This window comes from Bradyrhizobium sp. LA2.1 (genome assembly GCF_040547725.1).
Classification (GTDB): Bacteria; Pseudomonadota; Alphaproteobacteria; order Rhizobiales; family Xanthobacteraceae; genus Bradyrhizobium; species Bradyrhizobium barranii.
Genome location: NZ_JBEPQI010000022.1, coordinates 113513 through 135786, shown reverse-complemented (window position 1 = coordinate 135786; position 22274 = coordinate 113513). Strand labels below are relative to the sequence as shown.

19 protein-coding genes are annotated in these 22274 nt (G+C 65.0%); 8 read left to right on the top strand and 11 right to left on the bottom strand.

Annotated features, from left to right (window positions below):
• The first annotated feature begins 3 nt into the window (after positions 1–3).
• Genes ABIB95_RS33985 through ABIB95_RS33960 form a run of 6 tightly spaced genes read left to right on the top strand, consistent with a single transcriptional unit; the run spans position 4 to position 4743 of the window.
• Positions 4–471 (top strand): SoxY-related AACIE arm protein, encoded by a 468-nt coding sequence (locus tag ABIB95_RS33985; RefSeq protein ID WP_354245981.1) that lies wholly within the window; start codon positions 4–6, stop codon positions 469–471.
• Positions 471–788, top strand: coding sequence for a thiosulfate oxidation carrier complex protein SoxZ (soxZ, locus tag ABIB95_RS33980; protein WP_014497100.1), 318 nt, complete (start codon positions 471–473; stop codon positions 786–788). Before ABIB95_RS33985 ends, soxZ begins: the two co-directional genes overlap by 1 nt.
• Entirely contained in the window at positions 785–1564 is a 780-nt protein-coding gene (gene soxA / locus ABIB95_RS33975; protein ID WP_354245978.1) for a sulfur oxidation c-type cytochrome SoxA, read from the top strand. Before soxZ ends, soxA begins: the two co-directional genes overlap by 4 nt.
• Before the next feature lie 58 nt (positions 1565–1622).
• Positions 1623–2972 carry an ABC transporter substrate-binding protein gene (locus ABIB95_RS33970; protein ID WP_354245975.1) on the top strand — a complete coding sequence of 450 codons (1350 nt, stop codon included), beginning with the start codon at positions 1623–1625 and terminating at the stop codon, positions 2970–2972.
• Entirely contained in the window at positions 2969–3907 is a 939-nt protein-coding gene (locus tag ABIB95_RS33965; protein WP_354245972.1) for a carbohydrate ABC transporter permease, read from the top strand. Before ABIB95_RS33970 ends, ABIB95_RS33965 begins: the two co-directional genes overlap by 4 nt.
• On the top strand, positions 3904–4743 hold the full coding sequence (locus ABIB95_RS33960) for a carbohydrate ABC transporter permease (RefSeq protein WP_502917896.1): 840 nt from the start codon (positions 3904–3906) through the stop codon (positions 4741–4743). The genes ABIB95_RS33965 and ABIB95_RS33960 overlap by 4 nt, the downstream gene beginning before the upstream one ends.
• A 58-nt stretch (positions 4744–4801) precedes the next feature.
• Here ABIB95_RS33960 and ABIB95_RS33955 read toward each other — a convergent pair whose 3' ends face one another.
• The 3 genes from ABIB95_RS33955 to ABIB95_RS33945 all read right to left on the bottom strand — a co-directional run bounded on the left by ABIB95_RS33955 (position 4802) and on the right by ABIB95_RS33945 (position 8459).
• Positions 4802–6469 carry a regulator gene (locus ABIB95_RS33955; protein WP_354245969.1) on the bottom strand — a complete coding sequence of 556 codons (1668 nt, stop codon included), beginning with the start codon at positions 6467–6469 and terminating at the stop codon, positions 4802–4804.
• Positions 6470–6473: 4 nt separating this feature from the next.
• Entirely contained in the window at positions 6474–7178 is a 705-nt protein-coding gene (locus ABIB95_RS33950; protein WP_354119841.1) for a cysteine hydrolase family protein, read from the bottom strand.
• A 327-nt stretch (positions 7179–7505) separates the two neighbouring features.
• On the bottom strand, positions 7506–8459 hold the full coding sequence (locus tag ABIB95_RS33945) for a hypothetical protein (RefSeq protein WP_354245966.1): 954 nt from the start codon (positions 8457–8459) through the stop codon (positions 7506–7508).
• Between the two features lie 164 nt (positions 8460–8623).
• On the opposite strand from ABIB95_RS33945, the gene ABIB95_RS33940 reads away from it, so the two are divergent.
• The gene (locus ABIB95_RS33940; RefSeq protein ID WP_354245964.1) at positions 8624–12100 is read left to right on the top strand and encodes an indolepyruvate ferredoxin oxidoreductase family protein; all 3477 of its coding nucleotides are present in this window, start codon (positions 8624–8626) and stop codon (positions 12098–12100) included.
• 141 nt (positions 12101–12241) lie between these two features.
• On the opposite strand, the gene ABIB95_RS33935 is transcribed toward ABIB95_RS33940, so the two are convergent.
• The 4 genes from ABIB95_RS33935 to ABIB95_RS33920 form a co-directional block, all read right to left on the bottom strand.
• Positions 12242–13972: an FAD-dependent oxidoreductase gene (locus tag ABIB95_RS33935; RefSeq protein WP_354245961.1), complete on the bottom strand. Its 1731-nt coding sequence runs from the start codon at positions 13970–13972 to the stop codon at positions 12242–12244.
• A 59-nt stretch (positions 13973–14031) separates the two neighbouring features.
• Positions 14032–15051, bottom strand: coding sequence for a S1C family serine protease (locus ABIB95_RS33930; protein WP_354245958.1), 1020 nt, complete (start codon positions 15049–15051; stop codon positions 14032–14034).
• Between the two features lie 106 nt (positions 15052–15157).
• Positions 15158–15607, bottom strand: coding sequence for a hypothetical protein (locus ABIB95_RS33925; RefSeq protein ID WP_354245955.1), 450 nt, complete (start codon positions 15605–15607; stop codon positions 15158–15160).
• A gap of 7 nt (positions 15608–15614) precedes the next feature.
• The gene (locus ABIB95_RS33920) at positions 15615–17213 is read right to left on the bottom strand and encodes a GMC family oxidoreductase (protein ID WP_354245952.1); all 1599 of its coding nucleotides are present in this window, start codon (positions 17211–17213) and stop codon (positions 15615–15617) included.
• A gap of 201 nt (positions 17214–17414) precedes the next feature.
• On the opposite strand from ABIB95_RS33920, the gene ABIB95_RS33915 reads away from it, so the two are divergent.
• The gene (locus tag ABIB95_RS33915; protein ID WP_063984864.1) at positions 17415–18203 is read left to right on the top strand and encodes a thermonuclease family protein; all 789 of its coding nucleotides are present in this window, start codon (positions 17415–17417) and stop codon (positions 18201–18203) included.
• A gap of 214 nt (positions 18204–18417) precedes the next feature.
• Here the strand turns inward: ABIB95_RS33915 and cyoD are convergent, their stop codons facing one another.
• Genes cyoD through ABIB95_RS33895 form a run of 4 tightly spaced genes read right to left on the bottom strand, consistent with a single transcriptional unit; the run spans position 18418 to position 22268 of the window.
• The gene (gene cyoD, locus ABIB95_RS33910; protein ID WP_028150137.1) at positions 18418–18807 is read right to left on the bottom strand and encodes a cytochrome o ubiquinol oxidase subunit IV; all 390 of its coding nucleotides are present in this window, start codon (positions 18805–18807) and stop codon (positions 18418–18420) included.
• On the bottom strand, positions 18804–19445 hold the full coding sequence (locus ABIB95_RS33905) for a cytochrome (ubi)quinol oxidase subunit III (RefSeq protein ID WP_071916008.1): 642 nt from the start codon (positions 19443–19445) through the stop codon (positions 18804–18806). The genes cyoD and ABIB95_RS33905 overlap by 4 nt, the downstream gene beginning before the upstream one ends.
• Positions 19445–21445 carry a cytochrome o ubiquinol oxidase subunit I gene (gene cyoB / locus ABIB95_RS33900; RefSeq protein WP_354245948.1) on the bottom strand — a complete coding sequence of 667 codons (2001 nt, stop codon included), beginning with the start codon at positions 21443–21445 and terminating at the stop codon, positions 19445–19447. The genes ABIB95_RS33905 and cyoB overlap by 1 nt, the downstream gene beginning before the upstream one ends.
• Complete coding sequence (locus tag ABIB95_RS33895) at positions 21435–22268, bottom strand: cytochrome ubiquinol oxidase subunit II family protein (protein WP_166088820.1); 834 nt, start codon at positions 22266–22268, stop codon at positions 21435–21437. The genes cyoB and ABIB95_RS33895 overlap by 11 nt, the downstream gene beginning before the upstream one ends.
• Positions 22269–22274 lie beyond the last annotated feature (6 nt).

The window sequence follows — 22274 nt, the reverse complement described above, 5'->3', positions numbered from 1 at the left end:
TTCATGCCAACCACGCGACGACAATTCCTGAGTATTGCAGGCGGCGCGACGGTCGCCGGGACGATCCCGATCGTCACGCTGCGACCGCTGGAAGCGACGCCCGCGATGCTCAGCACCGCCATCCGCAACGTCGTCGGCGAAGCCCAGATTCGCACCGGCAAGGTCAAGCTCGACATTCCACCGCTGGTCGAGAACGGCAACACGGTGCCGATGACGGTGAGTGTCGCAAGCCCGATGACCGCAAACGACTACGTCAAGAGCATCCACGTCTTCAACGAGAAGAACCCGCAGCCGAACATCGGCAATTTCTATCTCAACCCCTCCTCCGGCCGCGCCCAGATCTCGACCCGGATCCGGCTCGCCGACACCCAGAAGGTGGTGGCAATCGCACGCATGTCCGATGACACGTTCTGGCAGGTCGCCGCCGACGTCGTCGTGACGCTGGCCGCCTGTACCGAGGAGATGAACTGATGGCCGCGCTCATCAACGTTCCGGCAAAAGCCAAACGCGGCGATGTCATCGAGATCCGCACGCTGACCTCGCACATCATGGAGACCGGCTTCCGCCACACCGCGGACGGCGCGCTGGTGCCGCGCGACATCATCACGAGTTTTACGTGCCGCTACAATGGCACCGAAGTTTTCCGTGCCGACCTGTTTCCGGCGATCGCGGCCAACCCATACCTCTCCTTCTTCACGGTCGCGAAGGAGAGCGGCAAGTTCGAATTCGAATGGATCGGCGACAACGGCTATTCGTCGACCGCATCGGCCTCGATCACGGTCGAATGATCTTTTGGCGCGCGATAGCGGCGGCAACATTGTTGGCCGCGGCCCCTGCCCTGCTCGCCGGCGAAATTCCGCCGGACGCGCGCCGCTCCGGCTATTCGTTCATGGGGCCGGACACGCGCGCGATGCAGGATGACGACACGTCCAATCCGGGCATGCTTTTCGTGCTCGACGGCGGGGCGCTCTGGGCGAAGAAGGCCGGCAGCGCCGACAAGGCCTGTGCGGACTGCCACGGCGATGCAACGACCAGCATGAAGGGCGTCGCGGCGCGCTATCCGGCCTTCGACAAGGCGCTGGCGCGCCCCGTCACCCTCGACCAGCGCATCAACCTCTGCCGCGCCAATCATCAGCAAGCGCCGGCGCTGCCCTACGAGAGCCGCGACCTCCTGGCGCTGTCCGCCTTCGTCGCCCACCAGTCCCGCGGCGTCGCGATCACGGCCGGCGATGATCCGGAGCTGAAGCCTTTCGTGGCGCAGGGCCGCGACCTCTTCATGCAGCGCGAGGGCCAGCTCAACCTCGCCTGCACCAATTGCCACGACGACAATTTCGACAAGCGTCTTGCGGGCGCGCCGATCACGCAAGCGCAGCCGACCGGCTATCCGCTCTACCGCCTGGAGTGGCAGACGCTGGGGTCGATCGAGCGAAGGTTGCGCAGTTGCATGACCGGCGTACGCGCCCAGGCCTATGATTACGGCGCGCCCGAGCTGGTCGCGCTTGAACTCTACCTGATGTCGCGGGCGCGCGGCCTGCCGATGGAGACGCCTGCCGTGCGTCCCTGAGTCCCCAGATTAGGACTAGGCAGGCGTGGCACGGCCGTTAGTATCCCTCCCAAAGAAAATGAATCAGAGGGAGGGATTTGACGTGGCCAACCATAACATCTCGCGCCGCACGCTGTTGACGGGGACCGCCGCGGCTGGCGCGCTCAGCCTGACCGGACTACCGGCACGCGCCGAGGTCAACTGGAAGAAATACGCCGGGACCAAGCTGGAGGTGATCCTCGCCAAGGGTCCGCGCGGCGACAACCTGCAAAAAAACATCAAGGAGTTCACCGAGCTCACCGGCATTCAGGTGGAATCCGAACAGATCCCCGAGCAGCAGCAGCGCCAGAAGGTGGTGATCGAGCTGACCTCGGGCCGGCCGAGCTTCGACGTCGTCCATCTCAGCTATCACGTGCAGAAGCGGCAGTTCGAGAAGGGCGGCTGGCTCGCCGACATGACGCCCTTCATGAAGGATCCGACGCTGACGGCGCCCGATCTCGTCGAGAGCGATTTCTCGGCCGCCGGTCTGCAATACGCCAAGAACGACAGGGGCCAGATGCTGTCGCTGCCCTGGTCGGTCGATTACTTCATCCTCTACTACAACAAGGAGCTGTTCCAGAAGAAGGGCGTCGCCGTCCCCAAGACCCTCGACGAGATGGTCGCGGCCGCCGAAAAACTGACCGACACCAAGGAAGGGACCTACGGCTTCGTCGGACGGGGCCTGCGCAACGCCAACATGACGTTGTGGACCAATTTCTTCCTCAACTATGGCGGCGAATTCCTCGACGCCAAGGGCAACATCCTCACGGACGGCCCTGAGGCGGTCGCGGCGACAAAGCTCTATCAGACGCTGCTGACGAAGGTCGCCCCGCCAGGCGTCGCCGGCTTCAACTGGATGGAGTCGATGGCCTCGTTCACGCAAGGCCGGTCCGCGATGTGGATCGACGGCGTCGGCTGGGCGCCGCCGCTGGAGGACCCCGCCGCCTCGCGCGTCGTCGGCAAGGTCGGCTACACCGTCGTGCCGGCCGGACCGAAGGGGCAATATTCGGCCACCTATGGCGACGGCATCGGCATTGCCGCGGCGAGCAAAAACAAGGAAGCCGCCTATCTGCTCTGCCAGTGGGCGGTCTCGAAGCAGCAGGGCGCACGGCTGTTGCAGGCCGGCGGCGGCGTGCCGTTCCGCAACTCGATCCTCGGCGATCCCGAGGTCCAGAACGGCGTGAAGATGCCCAAGGAGTGGCTGCAGTCGGTGATCGATTCCGCCAAGATCAGCAAGCTCGGCCTTCCCGTCGTGATCCCGGTCGCCGAATTCCGCGATCTCGTCGGCGCGGCTCTCACCTCGACACTATCGGGCGCCGATCCCGCAACCGAGCTGAAGAAGGCTCACGATCAGTACCGGCCGATCCTGGAGCGTAGCGAAAAGGCGTGAGTGCGTTGACACAATCGACTCCGGCCGCGGCACAGTCTGATGCCGCGCTGGAGAAGGCGTTGCGGCCGCCGTCCTACTGGCCGTTCGTGGTGCCGGCGCTGGTCGTCGTGCTCGCGATCATCATCTTCCCGTGGGTCTTCACGATCTGGATGAGCCTGAACGAGTGGAAGGTCGGCTCACCGACCACCTTCGTCGGGTTTTCCAACTATCTGCGGCTGACGAGCGATCCCCGCTTCATCGAGGCGGTGGGCCACACCATGGTCTACACTTTGCTATCGGTGCTGCTGCCGCTGATCCTCGGTACGTTCGCGGCCGTCGTGTTTCACCAGAAATTCGCCGGCCGCGGCTTTCTGCGCGGTATTTTCATCATGCCGATGATGGCGACCCCCGTCGCGATCGCGCTGGTCTGGACCATGATGTTCCACCCGCAGCTCGGCGTGCTGAACTACCTCTTGTCGCTGGTCGGGATACCTGCGCAGCTCTGGGTCTTCCACCCCGCAACCGTCATTCCCTCGCTCGTGCTGGTCGAAACCTGGCAATGGACGCCGCTGGTCATGCTGATCGTGCTCGGCGGCCTCGCCGCCATCCCGACCGAGCCCTATGAAAGCGCGCAGATCGACGGCGCCAGCTTCTGGCAGGTGTTCCGCTTCATCACGCTGCCGCTGATCATGCCGTTCCTGTTCATCGCCGGCATGATCCGCATGATCGACGCCGTGAAGAGTTTCGACATCATCTTCGCGATCACGCAGGGCGGACCGGGCTCGGCATCGGAGACGATCAACATCTATCTCTACAGTGTCGCCTTCACCTATTACGACCTCGGCTACGGCTCGGCGATTGCGGTGGTGTTCTTCCTCCTCATCGTCGCCCTGGCGGCCGTGATGCTCTATGCCCGCCAGCGCATGCTGTGGACCGAAATTGCGAGCGGCGCATGAACCCAAGTCAAATCAACCTACGTCAGGTCATTGGCAGGATCGGTCTGTGGCTCTCGGTATTCGTCATCGTCTCGCCGGCGATCCTGTTCTTCCTCTGGATGGCGTCGCTGTCGCTCAAGTTCGAGGTCGACAATGCCGCCTACCCGCCGGTGTTCATCCCCGATCGCATCGCCTGGAAGAACTATGCCGACGTGCTCGCTTCCAACCGCTTCCTGACCTATTTCATCAACAGCCTCGTCGTCACCGGCAGCGCGACTGCGCTGGCGCTACTCGTCGGCGTTCCCGCCGGCTACGGCATCGCGCGCATGGCCGCGCACAAATCCGCGATCGTGATCCTGATCGCGCGCATCACGCCCGGCCTGTCCTATTTGATCCCGCTGTTCCTGCTGTTCCAGTGGCTGGGATTGCTCGGCACGCTGGTGCCGCAGATCATCATCCATCTCGTCGTGACGGTCCCGATCGTGATCTGGATCATGATCGGTTACTTTGAGACGACACCGATGGAACTGGAGGAAGCCGCCCTGATCGACGGCGCCACGCGGTGGCAGGTCTTTCGACACGTCGCCCTGCCGATCGCCAAGCCGGGGATCGCGGTCGCCTTCATCCTCGCCGTGATCTTCTCCTGGAACAATTTTGTGTTCGGCATCGTGCTGGCCGGACGCGAGACGCGCACCCTGCCCGTCGCTGTCTACAACATGATCTCGTTCGACCAATTGAGCTGGGGGCCGCTGGCCGCGGCCGCGCTGATCGTCACTCTCCCCGTGCTGCTGCTCACAGTGTTCGCCCAGCGGCAGATCGTGGCCGGGCTGACCGCGGGCGCGGTCAAGGGCGGGTAGCAAATGAAGCTGCCGGGCGCCACGACATCGCCCGGCTGCGTTTCATGTTTTCCGGGACCTACTCCGCCGGCGCGGCGTGCATCTCCGGATGGGTGGCATAATGCTCGGTGGCGCCGAGCCTGCTGGCCGCGAACAGTCCCGCCGCCATCACCGCGTAGGCGAACGCCACCGCGGGCGTGACGCCGAAGCCGCCGCCGATACCGACGGCTTCGCCATGCATGAAGCCGAAGTAAGTGAGCACCGCACCGACCAGCGCGAAGGCCGAGGCCTTCTCGAAGTCGCGCTCGATGATGAAGACGCCGATTGCACCGAGGATGAGGCCGCCGAGGATGGAGCCGCCGCCCATCACCTCCAGGCCGTGATAGAATACGCCCTGCTGCGGCAGTGCTGCGATCGCCGCGGCCTTGACCGCGTCGGCCTTGTCGGCGGCGAGACCGCCGACAGAGGTCGCCGCCATCATGGTCGAGCCGAGCATCGTGTCGATCTGGAGCTTGGCCCAGGCGGCAAGATGCGGCGTCAGCGCCAGCACGATCGCGGGCGCGTGCTTGGCCGGCGTGGTCTGGAACGCCTGCGCGCCGATCAGCATGCCGATATAGAGCAGGATCGGCGAGATCGCGACGACAGGCACGAGCGCCAGCAGCACCGAGATGATGCCGAACCACGCCAGCACCACCACCATGATGCCGGTCGCAGCCGAATAGCCGATGCGGCCACCCATCGCCTTCCAGCCGGGGTGACCGATATAGACGGCGTTGATGAAGGGGTTGCCCATCAGGCAGCCGATCAGGCTGACAACGCCGTCGGCGGTCAGCACCCGCGTGGTCGGATATTCGTCGCCGGCCGCCTCCGCGCTCTCGACATTGTCCATGGCCTCGACGAGGTCGTAGATGCCGAACGGAATAGCGGTAACCAGAATGATGCCGAGGAACTCGAAGCCGGAGAAGACGTAGCCCACCGCCGGGATCGGCACCGAGAAGCCGAAGTTCGCGAAAGCGTCGCCGACCCCCTTGACGCTCAGCCCACCGAGACCGAGGCCGAACAGGTTCGAGCCCCAGGCGATGACCATGCCGACCGCGATGGCGACGAGGCCCGCGGGAATGCCGCGCCAATATTTCACGCCGCCGAACCAGCTCACCAGGATGATGGCGAAGCAGACCAGGCCGATCTGCGGCGTCATATACATCTCTAACGCCGGACGCATCGAGATGAAGGTGACGGAGACGCCGGCGAGCGTGCCGAGCAGCGCCGCGCGCGGCGTGATCTTGCGGATGAACGGTGCGATGAAGCCGCCGATCATCAGGATAAAGCTCTGGAAGAACACCCAGACGAGGCCGGCCGACCAGCCCTTGAGCGGGTCACCGGTCTTGATCGTGATCGGCAGCATGATCACGAAGGTGACGATGAACATGTGCGGTACGCTGACGCCCGAGGGCAGTGCGCAGACGTCGTTGCGGCCCGTCTTCTGCGCCAGCCGATAGGCGAGGTATGCGTAGTAGAAGGTGGAGAGGCACATCATCAGCCCGAGCGCGGGCAGGATGCGGCCGAACACGAGACTATCAGGCATCTTCAGGACGAAGCGCAGCAGGCCCGTGAGCACCAGCATGTTGACGAGGATGTTGGTGCCGAAGCCGAAGAACGCGTTCCAGTCGCCCGATGTCCATAGTGCCGGCTTGAACTCGGACTTGCTCAGATCAGATTTGCCGGCCGTCCCTGTCAATGTGCTCATGATGCTACCCCTGTGTGGTCGAAGTCTTCATTGCCTCCAAGACTGCGGCTGAGTCCGCGACCCAGCCGAAGATGCCGCCCTGGGCCTTGATCATCTTCAGGCCCATCTCGTGAAATTCCGGGAAGTAGGATGCGCAGCCGTCCGAGATGACGACGCAGCGATAGCCGCGGTCATTGGCCTCGCGCACGGTGGTGTTGACGCACACTTCCGTCGTGACGCCGCAGACGAGCAAGTTCTCGATGCCGTATTTCTCCAGCACATCCGTGAGCTCGGTGGCGTAGAACGCGCCCTTGCCCGGCTTGTCGATCACGACCTCGCTGTCGAGCGGATAAAGCTCGGGAATGATGTCGTGGCCGGCCTCGCCGCGAATGAGAATGCGCCCCATCGGGCCGGGATCGCCGATGCGCAAGGACGGCGCGCCGCGCTCGACTTTTGCGGGCGGCGCGTCGGACAGATCGGGCAGATGCCCCTCGCGCGTGTGGATCACCAGCATGCCGGTGTCACGCGCCGCCTTCAGCACCGCGCCGATCGGCTTCACCGCGCGCGCGAGCTGGCTGACATCGTTGCCAAGCGTCTCGCCGAAGCCGCCGGGCTCCATGAAATCGCGCTGCATGTCGATGATGAGAAGCGCGGTGGCAGGCCAGTCGAGCCTGATCGGCTCGGGCTCGGCGCTGATGACGCCCAGTTTCGGCTTGGTTGAGTTCAACATGACTCAAGGCCCCCGCGAGAACTCTCTTCGCCGGGAGTTCTGCAAGCGCCGTGCCATTGTGTACAATTGAGATCGAGAGGACCGCGCGAGGAAATTTGCTGCGCTGTCAGAATGTTATCGGAAAAGCACGCGCCTGCTTATTCGCTGTGCGACGACTTTGCGACGTGCATTTGCTTAAAGGATGAGCGCTCTCCGTCGTCATTCCGGGGCGACGCGAAGCGTCGAGCCCGGAATCCATCGGGCTGCAGCACGAGAGGTGAAATGGATTCCGGGCTCGCGCGACGCGCGCCCCGGAATGACGAGGGAGTGTGTGGCAACGCCTTGCCTCTACCGCCCCGCGCCGTACAGCTGCCGATACTCCATCTCATACGGCGCATACGAATCCTTCAGCGTCGCCATGTTGAGCAGCATGGTGGCCACCACCGCGCCCGTCTTGCCGAACACGCGCGTTTTAATCCAGGCACTCTCGGTGCGGCGGCTGCCGGAGAGCGCGACAACCTCACGCTCGATTTCGTACTCCTCATCGACGAAGAGCGGTCCCTTGATCAGCCTGATCTCCTGGTCGGCGAACAGGCCGACGGCCGGTCCCTTCGCCGGCAGCGGATCGTCCTTGGAGCGGTACTGGAAGAGTACGCTCAACATCTCCATCGGGATGATGGCCTTCCCCCACGGATTGTCGGCGCCTGAATAATATGGCGAGTTCTCGGTGATGACGGCGAGCTTCTGCCGGAGAGAGAACGGATAGAGGTCGCCCATGTTCTGGTCGAACGCCATCCGCACCGCCTGCCGTTTGCTCGTCTGCGCCACCTTCACATCGCGCAGGATCACGGGATCGGCGAGCGGCTTGAGCTCGGTGAGGCGCGCCTCGAGCGCGGTTGCCGCGTGCGGTTCGCCGACCGAGGCCGTGCCCCGCAGCACCTCGGTGCCGTCGCGCTTGACCATCTGGATCTGGCACTGGCTCGTGCCGGGCAGCGGCTTCGATAGCATCGCCTGCACCTCCTCGCCTTCGAAGCAGGCGTTGCGGTAATGCGCGGACAGGCAACCGTTCTCGAACCAGGCCTGCCCCCACAGCCGCGCGCCGAGCGGGGCGAACTGGCTGAAATGCGTCGGGCCTTCGATGGTGCCGCCCTTGAAGCCGAGCTTCTGCGCCGTGGCATCGTCGTGGATCGAGGCGTGCGCGTCGTAGACTTGCGCGTGCAGCATCTGGCGCGGCTGGCGCCACGGGCCAATCAGCGCCTCGGCCGTCTCTGTAATCTCGGTGTCGAATGCGTTTGCAGCCATGGTGTCCTCCACAGGCAGCCATGACTAGCAGGAGCGCCACGGATGCGGCTAGCCGTATTGACTTCGCCGGCCCATGCTCTTGACTGTCACAATTCGCGTCGCGCCGCCGCTATCCCTCCCGCAGCGCAAACCCCCACGCCGAACGAGAGACGAGGACTCCTGAAATGACGCTGATGCAGGTCGAGCTGGACGACAAATACCGGCTCGAATCGAAGCGGATCTTCCTGTCCGGCACGCAGGCACTGGTTCGGTTGCCCATGTTGCAGCGCGAACGCGACCGGCTTCAGGGCCTCAACACCGGCGGCTTCATCTCGGGCTATCGCGGTTCCCCGCTCGGCATGTACGACCACGCGCTGTGGCGCGCGAAGTCGCACCTCCAGCAGCACGACATCGCCTTCGTCCCCGGCTTGAACGAGGACCTGGCGGCGACCGCCGTCTGGGGCAGCCAGCAGGTCGGCCTGTTCCCCGGCGCCAAGGTCGATGGCGTGTTCGGCATCTGGTACGGCAAGGGCCCCGGCGTCGACCGCTCGGTCGACGCGCTCAAACATGCGAATGCGGCCGGCACCTCGCTCAATGGCGGCGTGCTCGCGCTCGCCGGCGATGACCATGGCTGCCAGTCCTCGACGCTGGCGCATCAGAGCGAGCAGGTGTTCGCGGCGGCGCTGATCCCCGTGATCAATCCGGCGACGCTCCAGGATTATCTCGACCTCGGCCTCTACGGTTTTGCGCTTTCGCGTTTCTCCGGCTGCTGGGTCGGCTTCAAGGCAATCAGCGAGACCGTGGAGAGCTCGGCTTCGATCTATAGCGATCCCGCGCGCATCCAGATCAAGCTTCCCGATGATTTCGAGATGCCGCCCGGTGGCCTCAACATCCGCTGGCCCGATCCGCCACTGGACGCCGAGAGGCGCCTGTTCGGCCCGAAGATGGCCGCGGTACAGGCCTTCGCCCGCGCCAACCAGCTCGACCGCATCGTGCTCGATTCCAAGCCGGCACGGCTCGGCATTCTCGCGACCGGCAAGGCCTATCTCGATCTGCGCCAGGCGCTGGCCGATTTGGGCATCACCGACAAGGACGCGCAGGACCTGGGCCTGCGCATCTACAAGGTCGCACTGACCTGGCCGCTGGAGGAAAGCGGCGCCAAGCGTTTCGCGGAAGGCCTTCAGGATGTGCTCGTGGTCGAGGAGAAGCGCGGCTTCATCGAAGACCAGCTGATGCGCATCCTCTACAATATCGATGCATCGAGGCGCCCGACCGTCACCGGCAAGCGTGACGAGCGCGGCGCGCCGCTGCTGCCGAGCGAAGGCGAGCTGACGCCGACAATTGTCGCGGGCGCACTGGTGGCGCGCTTGCGCAAGCTCGGGCATCACAGCCCGGTGCTGGAGCAACGCCTCGCCCGGCTCGAAGCGTTCGACAATCCCGTCACATCAAGCACGCAGATCAAGCTCGCGCGCACGCCGTTCTTCTGCTCGGGCTGCCCGCACAACTCCTCGACGCGCGTGCCCGAGGGCAGCCGCGCGATGGCCGGCATCGGCTGCCACGGCATGGCCTTGAGCATGCCGACCCGCCGCACCGATCTGATCTCGCATATGGGTGCCGAGGGCGTGAACTGGATCGGCCAGTCACCCTTCACCACCGAGAAGCACATCTTCCAAAACCTCGGTGACGGCACCTACACCCATTCCGGCCTGCTTGCGCTGCGCGCGGCTTCCGCCGCCGGCATCAACATCACCTACAAGATCCTCTACAACGACGCGGTCGCGATGACCGGCGGCCAGCCGGCCGAAGGCGCCTTCAACGTCGCGCAGATCGCGCACCAGGTCTGGGCCGAGGGCGTCAAGCGACTTGCGATCGTATCGGACGATCCGACGAAGTATCCGGAAGGCAACTACTTCCCGCAAGGGGCGACCATCCATCACCGCCGCGAGCTCGATGCCGTGCAGCGCGAGCTGCGCGACATCAAGGGTCTCACGGTCGTGATCTACGACCAGACCTGCGCCGCCGAAAAGCGCCGCCGCCGCAAGCGCGGGCTCTATCCCGATCCCGCCAAGCGTGCCTTCATCAACGAGCTCGTCTGCGAAGGCTGCGGCGATTGCTCGCAGGCCTCCAACTGCGTCTCGGTGCAGCCGCTGGAGACCGAGTTCGGCCGTAAGCGCCAGATCGACCAGTCCAACTGCAACAAGGACTTTTCCTGCGTCGAAGGTTTCTGCCCGAGCTTTGTCACCGTGCATGGCGGCAGCCTGAAGCGGATGAAGACGTCGGCGGTCGATTCCGGACAGTTGTTCGCCGACCTGCCGCTGCCTCCTGCCTGCGAACTCGAGGCGCCGTACAACATCCTCGTCACCGGCATCGGCGGCACCGGCGTCATCACCATCGGCGCGCTGCTCGGCATGGCCGCCCATGTCGACGGCCGCGGCTGCTCGGCGCTCGACTTCACCGGCCTGTCGCAGAAGAACGGCGCGGTGATGAGCCATGTCCGCATCGCACGGAGGCCGGAGGATATCTCTGCCGTCCGCATCACCACCGGCGGCGCCGACGTCATCCTCGGCTGCGACATGATCGTCTCGGCAGGTCCCTCCGCACTCAGCCGCGCCGAGCGCGGCGTGACCAAGGCCTACATCAACGCCGACCTGCAGCCGACCGCGAGCTTCGTGCAAAACCCGGATCTCGACTTCGAGATGGGCACGATGCAGACCGTGCTGCGTGACGCCGTCGGCGACACGAACCTCGACATCATCGACGCGACAGGCATTGCCTCGGCCCTGATGGGCGACTCGATCGCGACAAATCCCTTCATGCTCGGCTTCGCCTTCCAGAAGGGCGCGATCCCGCTGTCGCTGGAGGCCCTGCTCCGCGCCATCGAGATCAACGGCGCGGCGATCGAGATGAACAAGCTGGCCTTCACCTGGGGACGCCTCGCCGCCCACGACATGTCGCGCGTGCGCAGCGTACTGCAGTTCAAGAGCCGCGCTTCCGCGCCGACGAAGTCGCTCGACGACGTGATCGCGACCCGCGCGGAGTTTCTGACCGGCTATCAGGACAAGGCCTACGCCGACCGTTACCTCGCGGCCGTCGCCAAGGTGCGCAAGGCAGAAATGGCCGCTTCGCCCGCGTCCACGGAGCTGACCGAGGCGGTCGCCAAAAACCTGTTCAAGCTGATGTCCTACAAGGACGAGTACGAGGTTGCGCGCCTTTACACCGACGGCAGCTTTGCCAAGAAGGTGTCGGAGAAGTTCGACGGCGACTTCACGCTGAAATACCACCTCGCCCCGCCGATCTTCGCGCAGCGCGACAAGACGACCGGACACCTTCAAAAGAAGGAGTTCGGCGGCTGGATGATCCACGCGTTCCGCCTGCTCGCCAAATTGAAGTTCCTGCGCGGCGGCGCATTCGACCCGTTCGGCCGCACCGAGGAGCGCCGGACCGAGCGGAAGCTGGTTGCGGATTATCTCGGCATGATCGATCAGCGAATGTCCGGGCTGAAGGCGGAGCAGATCCCGCTGCTGGCGCGGCTCGCCCGCGTGCCCGAGACGATCCGCGGCTTCGGCCATGTCAAGGAAGCCAACATCAAGCTCGCGGCGGCCGAGACAGCGCGGCTGGAAGCCGAGCTGGAGAACAGCCGCTTTGCTGCGGCGGCGGAGTAGCGGGGGAGCTGTCGCCTCATTCTCGGTGTCATCGCCCGCGAAGGCGGGCGATCCAGTACTCCGAGGCGGTTGTGGTTGAACGGATGGGCCGCGGCGTACTGGATGCCCCGCCTTCGCGCGGCATGACAGTGGTGGAGGTGGCTAGACCGAGGCTGACACGCCGGTAGCCGTCTCACGCGCCGCACCACCCTCCGCCAGATGCCGCCCCGCGATATACCCGAACGTCAGCGCCGGCCCGAGCGTGATCCCCGGTCCCGGATAATTCCCATTCATGATCGACCCCATGTCGTTGCCGCAGGCGTACAGACCCGCAACCGGCGTGCCGTCCTCGCGCAGCACGCGCGCCTGGGCATCCACATTCATGCCGATGGCCGTGCCGAGATCGGCCGGATGGATGCGCATCGCGAAGAACGGCGCGCGGAGGATCGGCGCGACGCAGGGACTGGGCTTGTGGGTGGCATCGCCGAGGTGGCGCTGATAGATGGTGCTGCCACGGCCGAATTCGGGATCGCGGCCCTCCTTCGCATCAGCGTTGTAACTTGCGATCGTCGCCGTGAGCACGGACGGATTGACGCCGATCTTCGCCGCGAGCTGCGCGATGTCAGGAGCCTTGAGCAACTCGCCGCTCGCCACATAGCGCCGGAGGTTGAGCGTAAACGGCTTGATGCGACCGAGGCCATAGCTCCACAGGAACTGACGGTCGCAGACGAGATAAAACGGCCGATCCGGCTCGCCATTGCAGTCGCGCAACATCGCCAGCACGAACTCATGGTGGCACAGCGCCTCGTTGACGAAGCGACGGCCGGCCGCGTTGATGGCGATCACGCCGGGCTTGGCGCGGTCGGTCACCGTATGCGGGAAGACGCCACGGCTGCCATCGGCGCGACGGAACAGCGAGGCCGGCACCCAATAGGCCGGACTCGTCGCCTCCGTGTTGAGCGCGGCACCGGCCGTGGTCGCAAGCCGGAGCCCGTCGCCAGTGCCAGCGGTGCTGGCCGCCGAGACGAAACCAGCCGCGGCCGGGAAGAAGCGTTTGCGCAACACAGCGGCGTGCGAAAAGCCGCCGGTCGCAACCACCACGCCGCGACGCGCGGCGATCAGGCGGTCGCGAGAGCCGTGGCGGATGACAACGCCGCCGACGCGATCGCCCTGCATCGACAGGTCCTCGACATCGGCGCAGAAGAGAATCTCGACCTGCCGCGCCAGCAGCGAGGCATAGAGCCGCGCCGCGAGCGCATTGCCGAGATGCAGCGTCGTGCCGCGCCGATTGCGCAGCCGCTGCAACGCGTATTCGGAAACCAGCCGCGCCGCGCGCAGGGTCGAACGCAACGATTTTCCGGCCCGGCGCAGATGCGGGATGTCGAGGCGGTTGACCATCATCCCGCCGAACAGCGTGAACTCCGGCAGCGGCGCGCGCAGCCGCGCGAAAGGCGCGCCGAGCCGGGTGCCGTCGAACGCGACCGGCTCCAGCACGCGCCCGCCAGGCGTTGCGCCCAGCCGCTCCGGATAACAGTCCGGACAGGCTTTCACCGGCTGGAGGCGAACCTCGGTGTTCGCTTCGAGATAGGCGACCGCCTCCGGCCCGCGCGCGAGGAAGGCGGCGCGCAAGCCGGCATTGGCAGGTTCCGGCACCGTGCTCGACAGATACCGGACCGCGTCCGTGATGCTGTCGGACAGCCCGACGTCCTTCATCTTGGGATTGGCGGGGATCCAGACCATGCCGTCGCACCAGGCGGTGGTGCCGCCGACGAACGCCGTCTTCTCGATCACCAGCACGCGCAAGCCTTCAGCGGCGGCAACGGCCGCGGCCGTCATGCCACCGGCACCGGCGCCGACGACGATGACATCGTAGGTCTCATGCGCCGGCATCATGCGGCAAGGGTCCGGGAACGAGGCATGACATCGTCATACCTCGCCCGGAGGCACCAACGCTAGCGCGCCGGCTTGCGCTCGATCGGGTCGATATCGATCGCCCGCAAACGGCCGAGCCGCAGCACGTCCATGGCGAGCCGCCGGCCGATCCGGTCGCGGTCGAGCACGCGGATCAGATCGTCGACGCCGTTGATCTCCACGCCGTCGAGCTTGATGACGACGTCGCCGGGCAACAGGCCCGCCTTCGCCGCCGGTCCGTCCGGCTCGATCTGCATCAAGAGCGCGCCCATCTTGTTGTCGACGCCGGCCAGTACCGCGTGCCGCCGCGGGACCGGTGCAGTCTGCCCGGCGACGCCGATAAAGGCGCGGCGGACATAGCCGTGGCGGATGATCTCCGACAGCACGAACTGCGCGGTGTTGCTGGCGACCGCGAAGCAGATGCCTTGCGCGCCGTTGATGATGGCCGTGTTGATGCCGATCACCTCGGCATTCGACGACACCAGCGGCCCGCCGGAATTGCCGGGGTTGAGCGCAGCATCGGTCTGGATCACGTCCTCGATGGTGCGGCCGCTCACCGAGCGGATCGAGCGCCCCAGCGCCGAGACCACGCCGGCGGTCACGGTCGATTCGAAGCCGAGCGGATTGCCGATCGCGATCACGAGCTGGCCGCGCCGCAGGGTCTTGGAGTTGCCGAGCGCGGCATAGGGCAAGTCGCGGACGCCGTTGGCGCGGAGCAGCGCCAGATCGGTGTCGGGATCGACGCCGAGCACGCGGGCCTCACCGACGTTACCCTCGACGTCCCGCAGCCGGATCTCCTTGGAGGAACCGACCACGTGGCTGTTGGTGAGCACGAGCCCGTCCGGCGAGATCACGATGCCGGAGCCGAGCCCGCCGCGCTCGCGACCGTTCGGCACTTTTGGCCTGGTCTCGACGCGCACGACGGCGGGGCCGACACGGTCGGTCACGCCGATCACGGCATTGGAATAGGCGTCCAGCAGGGCCCGGTCATCGACCGGGGCAGACGCTGTCGCTCGCGATGACGCGGCGTCATCGACGATGTCTGAGGTAAAATCCAGCATGGTAAGAGTCCTTGAGGCTCACACAAATGGTGGCCTGTTCCTGCCAGCGCAAGGGACCCGCCTGGGGCGCAAGGCTGGGCTGTCAGGACTTGACCTACCAAGGTGGCTAGGGCGCCCGCCGCAGCGTGCCCGCCCTCGCCTTGACCGGGTCGAGCAGCGACCAGTCGCCGTCCGGGAGCACGTAACCCTTGGGGAACGGCGCGCGCAGCTCGAGCCCGAGCGAGCGCAGCACCCGGTCGTCGCGGTAGTAGCATTGCAGGACGACGCGGACGAGCGTTGCGGCAGCCGCGCCGCCGGAGCTGCGGAACTCCTGCGCCACCGCATCGCGCCTGGCGGCATCGAGCCCGGCGAGCGGTTGCCCCGCGAGCCGCGCCAGATGGTCCAGCGCCGCCGCCACCAATTTGGTGTCGCGGCCCAGCGTCGTCAGGATGTCGGTCTGGACCGCGGGATCGTCGGCGCCGGGCACCTTGTACTCATCGCTGGCGGGAACGATCATCGCAGCGATGGTACGGAGGTCATCGCGTTGGGCGCGGGTGAGTTGATTGTCTGCGGACATGACGGCCTCAGTCGAACAAGTTTGCGAGGCGCTGCTTCATCTGGTCGGCGATGTAGAGCGCGAGGGCCTGGATGGTGGACGTCGGGTTGACGCCGCCCGAGGTGACGAAGATGCTGCCGTCGACGATGAAAAGATTTTTCACGTCGTGCGTGCGGCCCCATTCGTTGACGACGGAGCGTTCGGGGTCGGTGCCCATCCGCGCGGTGCCGAGCAGATGCCAGCCGCCCCACGGGATCGGCGAGTTGACGCAAATGTCGGTCGCCCCCGCCATCTCCAGAACCTCGCGGCCGCGGGCGAGCGCATGCTCCATCATCTTCCGGCTGTTCTCGCTGATCGTGTAGTCGATCTTCGGCGCTGGAATGCCGTGGCTGTCCTTCAGGACAGGATCGAGCGTGACGCGATTGTGCTCTTCCGGCAGGTCCTCGCAGATCGCGGAGAATCCCAGCCGATGGCCGTTGAGCTTGCGGAAGACGCGGTGATGATCCGCGCCCCACGGCAAAATTCCCCTCTGCTCGCTCACGACAGCCTCGAACACCGGCCCTGCCCCGCGCACGAACTGAACGCCGTAGCCGCGCACGAAGCCGCGCGACAGGTCGGTGTCGTACCACTCCTTGCTCCACAGGCAGGTCGGCGGCGCGCGGTTGCTGTCGGTCGGCTCCTTCACATAGCCGTAGATCTGCGCATAGGGATGGAACATCAGGTTCTTGCCGACGAGGCCCGACGAATTGGCAAGACCGTGCGGGAAGCGGTTGGAGGCCGAGTTGAGCAGCAGCCGGGGCGTGCCGACGCCGTTGCAGGCGATGATGACGACATGCGCCGGCTGGAACTGCTCGACGCCGTCCTTGTCGTAATAGACCACGCCCGAGGCCATGCCGTTCTCGTCGGTGGTGATCTCGCGCACCCGGCAATGCGTGCGCAGCTCGACGCCGGCACGGATCGCGTGCGGCCAATAGGTAATGTCGGTCGAGGATTTTGCGCCTTGCGCGCAGGCCGGCGTGCAATGGCCGAGATTGATGCAACGCGCGCGGCCCTCATAGTCGGTGGTCGCAACCGTCGTGTCCGACGGCCACCAGTGCCAGCCAAGCTTGTTCATGGCCTTGCCGATGATGGCGCCGGACAATCCCATCGGCTGCTGCGGCATCGGCGGATGCGTCAGCGGCGACAGCGGATCGCCCGACAGGCCTGACGTGCCCATGATGCGGTCGTTCTCTTCGAAGAACGGCGTCAGCGCGTCGTAGTCGATCGGCCAGTCGTCGGCGACGCCGTCGAGCGTCTTCACCTTGAAATCGGAGGGATGCAGCCGCGGCCAGTGCGCGGTGTACATCACCGTCGAGCCGCCGACCGCGTTGTAGTTGACGACCTTGATCGGCGAATTGTCGTCGTTGATCGGATAGTCCTCGGGCCGGCCGCGGACATTCGGGCTCGACGACCACTCCCCGTAGAACTTGGCCTCCCAGTCGCGGCCCGTGCTCGGATATTCCGCCGGGTTCATCCAGCCGCCCTGCTCCAGGCAGAGGATGTGCATCTTGGTCTCGGCCAGCGACCACGCCATCGCGGCACCTGAAGCGCCGGCGCCGATGATCAGGACGTCCACGGGGTCTTTCATCGAACTTTCTTCCTCCCGCCCTCGCCGCTTCAAGGGCGATTCGGTCTACGCAGGTTTTTGATCGTGCCGAACGATAGGGGCAGACCGGCCGGTCAGTAAAGGCTGGCGCGCGAATGTCGCACTTCGCAGGGCGCAGACCATTGGTATCGCGACCTCCGGATGCTAGGAACGAAGCGCCAGAGCAATCGATAGCGAGACGTTATGTCCTTTAGGAATTCATTTGCCGCCGCCCGCGCCTTCGCGCTTGTTTCGTTTCTCGCTCTGTCCGGGTTTCTGGCCTCTTCCGGGCCAGCCTCCGCGCTGACGGCGGCTGCGACCGTCCGGGACGCCAATTCGATCCAGCTCGGCGACGTCACCTACCGCCTCGACGGCGTCGACGCGCCCGAGCTCGACCAGGTCTGCATCGACGATCACGCCGATCCCTGGACCTGCGGCATCGAGGCCCGCGACCAGTTGGCGAAGCTGATCAACAAACGCAGCGTGCGTTGTGACGATGTCGGGCCGGAAAAGAGCTTCGGCAAACGGCACCGGGCGATCTGCACCGCCGAGGGCGACAAGGTCTCGTTGAACGAGCAGCTGGTCAAGCTTGGCTATGCCATCGCCCGCGAGCCGATCAAGGCGAACGTCAAGGCTGCCGCGGCCGATGCCAAAACCGCGTCAGCCGGCATCTGGAAGGGCTGCTTTGTTGCACCGCAAGAATTCCGCATGGGCAAGAAGGACGGCACGCTGCTCGGCGCCGCCTGCCGCGCCGACCGCGACAAGGAAATCCGCGCGGCGCTGTTTCCGGAGGAGCTGACCATGCCGCCGAGTTGCAGCATCAAGGGCAAGCTCGCCGTGCGCGCCCGTGTCACCGGCAATATCGGCATCTATCACCTAAGGGGCTGCCCGAGCTATCCAGCGACCACCAAGCCGGACCGCTGGTTCTGCTCGGAGGACGACGCGCAGGCCGCCGGCTTCCGCAAGGCCTACAATTGCCGCCGGCCGAAATGAGGAAGCCCGTCACGAGCATGTGAGCGGTAGCCGGAGACAGTATTGATCCGGAATTGAACTCTCTCGGTGGTTGCTACATCTAATATGTACGCAAGCGCTTTGCGCGAGCGTTCCTTGGCAGCAATCCGGCTTCGGTCCGATTGCTTTGCTCGGGCGTTTCCTCCCTAGACTTGGGCCGCTTGTCATAACAAGCGGCTCTTCTTTTTTGTGCGCCCTATTTCCGCATCGGCATAATCTGGTCCATCGGCGGCATGTTGGCATTCAGATGGCCCATGATCCAGACGGTGCCGCCGACGACCAGGAAGACGACCAGAAGGCCGAAGGCGAGCGCCAGCACGTTGTTGGTGTTGTCAGGCCCCGTCGTGATGTGCAGGAAGAACACGAGGTGCACGCCCATCTGCGCGATCGCGAGCACGATCAGAGCGACAGGGATGGACGGCTGCCAGACCAGGTCGGTGCCGGCGATGAAGAACGAGGTTGCCGTGAGCAGCAGCGCGAGGCCGAGACCGACGACATAGCCGAGCACCCGCTCGCCGACGCTGTGTTGTTCTTCCTCGCCCGGTGCGAGATCGTGTCCGGTCCGCACATGCGTCTGATCGCTCATACGGCACTCCCAAGCAGGTAGACGACAGAGAAGACCCCGACCCAGACGATGTCGAGCGCATGCCAGAACAGCGCAAAGCACATCATCCGGCGCAGGACGTCGGCGCGAAAGCCTTTTGCAAAGACCTGGGCCATCATGGTGAGCAGCCACAATATGCCGGCCGAGACGTGCAGGCCGTGGCAGCCCACCAGCGAGAAGAACGACGTCAGGAACGCACTGCGCGACGGGCCATAGCCGCGTGCGACGAGGTCGGCGAACTCGCGGAACTCGATGGTGAGAAAGATCAGTCCGAGCACGCAGGTCACGGTCATGCCGAGATAGAACCAGAACCGGTTGCGCACGTCGGCGGCAATGCTGGCCATGCCGCAGGTGAAGCTCGACAGCAGCAGGCAGACCGTCTCGATCGCGACGTTGCGCTGCTCGAATATCTCCGAGCCGCTGGGGCCGCCCGCGGTCTGGCCGGACAGCACCGCATAGGCCGCGAAGAAGCAGGAGAACATCACGATATCGGAGAGCAGGAAGACCCAGAAGCCGTAGGCGGTCACGATGCGCTTCGATGCCGGGCCTGGATGCTCGACGACGAGCCCGATGTGGTGGGGGTCGGCATGCGCGCGGCTGGCTGTCGCCGTCATCGACATCAGAGCGCTCCCGCCATGCTGACGAGGCTGCGCCGTTCCTCGAGATTGATGCGGTCGATGCGAGCGACCTCGTCAGCCGGAATGACGTATTCGTCATGGTCGCGCCAGGCGAACACGACGAAGGTCGCGAATGCGCCGATGCCGCCCAAAATCACCAACCACCAGATGTGCCAGATCAGCGCAAAGCCCATGATGGTGGCGAAGAACGCGCAGACGAAGCCGGTCGGTGAATTCCTGGGCATCTCGATATCCTGATACTCCGGCCGATCATGCTCGAGCTGCTGCTGCTTGGCATGGGCCTTCTGATCCCAATAAGCATCCTCGCCGCGCACATCCGGATAGAAGGCGAAGTTGAACACGGGCGGCGGCGACGAGGTCGCCCATTCCAGCGAGCGGCCGTCCCAGGGATCGCCGGTGCGGTCGCGCAGGGCCTCGCGGTTGCGGATGCTGACCACGAGCTGCACGATCTGGCAGATCACGCCGATCGTCAGCACCGCCATGCCGGCGGCCGCCACGAACATCCATGGCCGCCAGGCCGCGACGTCGTAGTGCTGCATGCGCCGGGTCATGCCGAGCATGCCGGCGATATAGAGCGGAATGAAGGTGACGTAGAAGCCGAGGAACGTGAACCAGAACGCGGCCTTGCCCCAGCGCTCGTCGAGACGAAAGCCGAACGCCTTCGGGAACCAGTATTCGAAGCCGGCGAATGCGCCGAACAGCACGCCGCCGATGATGACGTTGTGGAAGTGCGCCACCAGGAACATGCTGTTGTGGAGCATGAAGTCGGCCGGCGGCACCGCGACCAGCACGCCCGTCAATCCGCCGATGATGAAGGTGACCATGAAGCCGACCGCCCACAGCATCGGCGTCGCAAATCGGATGCGGCCGCCATACATCGTGAACAGCCAGTTGTAGATCTTCACGCCCGTCGGTATCGCGATGATCATGCTGGCGATGCCGAAGATGGCGTTGACGTCGGGGCCAGCGCCCATCGTGAAGAAATGGTGCAGCCAGACCATGAAGGAGATGACGCAGATCGCCATGGTCGCGAGCACCATCGAGCGGTAGCCGAACAGCGCCTTGCCCGAGAAGGTCGACACCACCTCGGAGAAGATGCCGAAGGCCGGCAATACGAGGATATAGACCTCCGGGTGCCCCCAGGCCCAGATCAGGTTCATGAACATCATGACGTTGCCGCCGGCTTCATTGGTGAAGAAGTGGAAGCCGAGGTAACGGTCGAGCAGCAGCATCGCGAGCGTGGCGGTGAGGATCGGAAAGGCCGCGACGATGAGCAGGTTGGAGGCCAGCGTGGTCCAGCAGAACATCGGCATGCGCAGATAGTTCATGCCCTTGGTGCGCAGCTTCAGCACGGTGGTCACTAGGTTGATGCCGGCGACCAGGGTGCCGACGCCGGAGATCTGGAGAGACCAGGCGTAGTAGTCGACGCCGACGCCCGGCGAATAGGACAGCTCGGACAGCGGCGGAAAGGCGAGCCAGCCGGTGCGCGCGAACTCGCCGACCACGAGCGAGATATTGACCAGCAGCGCGCCGGTCGCTGTCAGCCAGAAGCCGACCGAATTCAGCGTTGGGAAAGCAACGTCGCGCACGCCGAGTTGCAGCGGCACGATCAGGTTCATCAGCCCGATCACGAACGGCATCGCGGTGAAGAAGATCATGATGGTGCCGTGCGCCGAGAAGATCTGGTTGTAGTGCTCCGGCGGGAGATAGCCTTGTGACTGGTAAGCGACCGCCTGCTGGAGCCGCATCATGATGGCGTCGCTGCCGCCGCGCAGCAGCATGACCGAAGCGAGCAGGATGTACATCACGCCGATGCGCTTGTGATCGACGCTGGTGATCCATTCGTGCCAGAGATACGGCAAATGCCCTTTCACGACGACCCAGATCAGCACGCCGAGGATCGCGACCAGCACCACGGCACCCGCGACGAGGGGTATCGGCTGGTCGAACGGGATCGCCGACCAATCGAGCTTACCGAGCATCGTGGCCTCCACTATGCGGCCTGCCGGCATCGGAGAGCAGCTCCGGGCCGGGCCCTGGCGGAATGTGCTGGGTTGCGATCAGGTCGAACAGACGGGGATCGTCCAGGCGAAAGGTCAGCCTGTTCTTCTCGATGCCCTGCTGCATCAGCTTCGTATAGCTCTCCTCGTTCAGCACGGCATCGGTCTTCGCCGTGGTCGCGACCCAGTCCGGGAAGGCGAGCGGCGAGATCACGTTGACGTCGAACATCATGTCGGGAAAGCCGTCGCCGGAGAAATGTGCCGACAGGCCCTGCAACTTGCCCTCATTGTCGGCGCGCAGGTTCAGCTTCGTCACCATGCCGTTCATGGTGTAGATCATGCTGCCGAGCTGCGGGATGAAGAACACGTTCATCACGCTCGACGACGTCAGCTGGAAATTCAGCTCGGCGCCGGCCGGCACCGTCAGCGTGTTGACGGTGGCGATGCGCTGGTCCGGATAGATGAAGAGCCATTTCCAGTCGAGCGAGACCGCCTGGATGCGGACCGGACTGCCGGTGCCCGGCACGGGCGCGGCGGGATCGAGCTGGTGCGAGCCGATCCAGGCGACGCCGCCGAGCAGGATCACGGTGAGCGCTGGGATCGCCCACACCACCATCTCGACGCGGCCGGAATAGACGAAGTCGGGCTGGTAACGTGCTCTCGGATTGGACGCGCGAAACCAGAACGCAAAGGCCAAAATCGCGAAAATGGTCGGCACCACGATCACGAGCATGATGAAGACGGAATCGACCAGGATGGTGCTGTTGGCGGCAGCCACCGGCCCTTGTGGATCGAGCAGATTCATCGGCAA

What these genes read in the sequence shown, in the direction of transcription:
- ABIB95_RS33985 (WP_354245981.1), top strand. Translation starts at nt 4, where the DNA reads ATGCCAACCACGCGACGACAATTCCTGAGTATTGCAGGCGGCGCGACG.
- soxZ (WP_014497100.1), top strand. Translation starts at nt 471, where the DNA reads ATGGCCGCGCTCATCAACGTTCCGGCAAAAGCCAAACGCGGCGATGTC.
- soxA (WP_354245978.1), top strand. Translation starts at nt 785, where the DNA reads ATGATCTTTTGGCGCGCGATAGCGGCGGCAACATTGTTGGCCGCGGCC.
- ABIB95_RS33970 (WP_354245975.1), top strand. Translation starts at nt 1,623, where the DNA reads ATGAATCAGAGGGAGGGATTTGACGTGGCCAACCATAACATCTCGCGC.
- ABIB95_RS33960 (WP_502917896.1), top strand. Translation starts at nt 3,904, where the DNA reads ATGAACCCAAGTCAAATCAACCTACGTCAGGTCATTGGCAGGATCGGT.
- ABIB95_RS33955 (WP_354245969.1), bottom strand. Translation starts at nt 6,469, where the DNA reads ATGAGCACATTGACAGGGACGGCCGGCAAATCTGATCTGAGCAAGTCC.
- ABIB95_RS33950 (WP_354119841.1), bottom strand. Translation starts at nt 7,178, where the DNA reads ATGTTGAACTCAACCAAGCCGAAACTGGGCGTCATCAGCGCCGAGCCC.
- ABIB95_RS33945 (WP_354245966.1), bottom strand. Translation starts at nt 8,459, where the DNA reads ATGGCTGCAAACGCATTCGACACCGAGATTACAGAGACGGCCGAGGCG.
- ABIB95_RS33940 (WP_354245964.1), top strand. Translation starts at nt 8,624, where the DNA reads ATGACGCTGATGCAGGTCGAGCTGGACGACAAATACCGGCTCGAATCG.
- ABIB95_RS33935 (WP_354245961.1), bottom strand. Translation starts at nt 13,972, where the DNA reads ATGATGCCGGCGCATGAGACCTACGATGTCATCGTCGTCGGCGCCGGT.
- ABIB95_RS33930 (WP_354245958.1), bottom strand. Translation starts at nt 15,051, where the DNA reads ATGCTGGATTTTACCTCAGACATCGTCGATGACGCCGCGTCATCGCGA.
- ABIB95_RS33925 (WP_354245955.1), bottom strand. Translation starts at nt 15,607, where the DNA reads ATGTCCGCAGACAATCAACTCACCCGCGCCCAACGCGATGACCTCCGT.
- ABIB95_RS33920 (WP_354245952.1), bottom strand. Translation starts at nt 17,213, where the DNA reads ATGAAAGACCCCGTGGACGTCCTGATCATCGGCGCCGGCGCTTCAGGT.
- ABIB95_RS33915 (WP_063984864.1), top strand. Translation starts at nt 17,415, where the DNA reads ATGTCCTTTAGGAATTCATTTGCCGCCGCCCGCGCCTTCGCGCTTGTT.
- cyoD (WP_028150137.1), bottom strand. Translation starts at nt 18,807, where the DNA reads ATGAGCGATCAGACGCATGTGCGGACCGGACACGATCTCGCACCGGGC.
- ABIB95_RS33905 (WP_071916008.1), bottom strand. Translation starts at nt 19,445, where the DNA reads ATGTCGATGACGGCGACAGCCAGCCGCGCGCATGCCGACCCCCACCAC.
- cyoB (WP_354245948.1), bottom strand. Translation starts at nt 21,445, where the DNA reads ATGCTCGGTAAGCTCGATTGGTCGGCGATCCCGTTCGACCAGCCGATA.
- ABIB95_RS33895 (WP_166088820.1), bottom strand. Translation starts at nt 22,268, where the DNA reads ATGAATCTGCTCGATCCACAAGGGCCGGTGGCTGCCGCCAACAGCACC.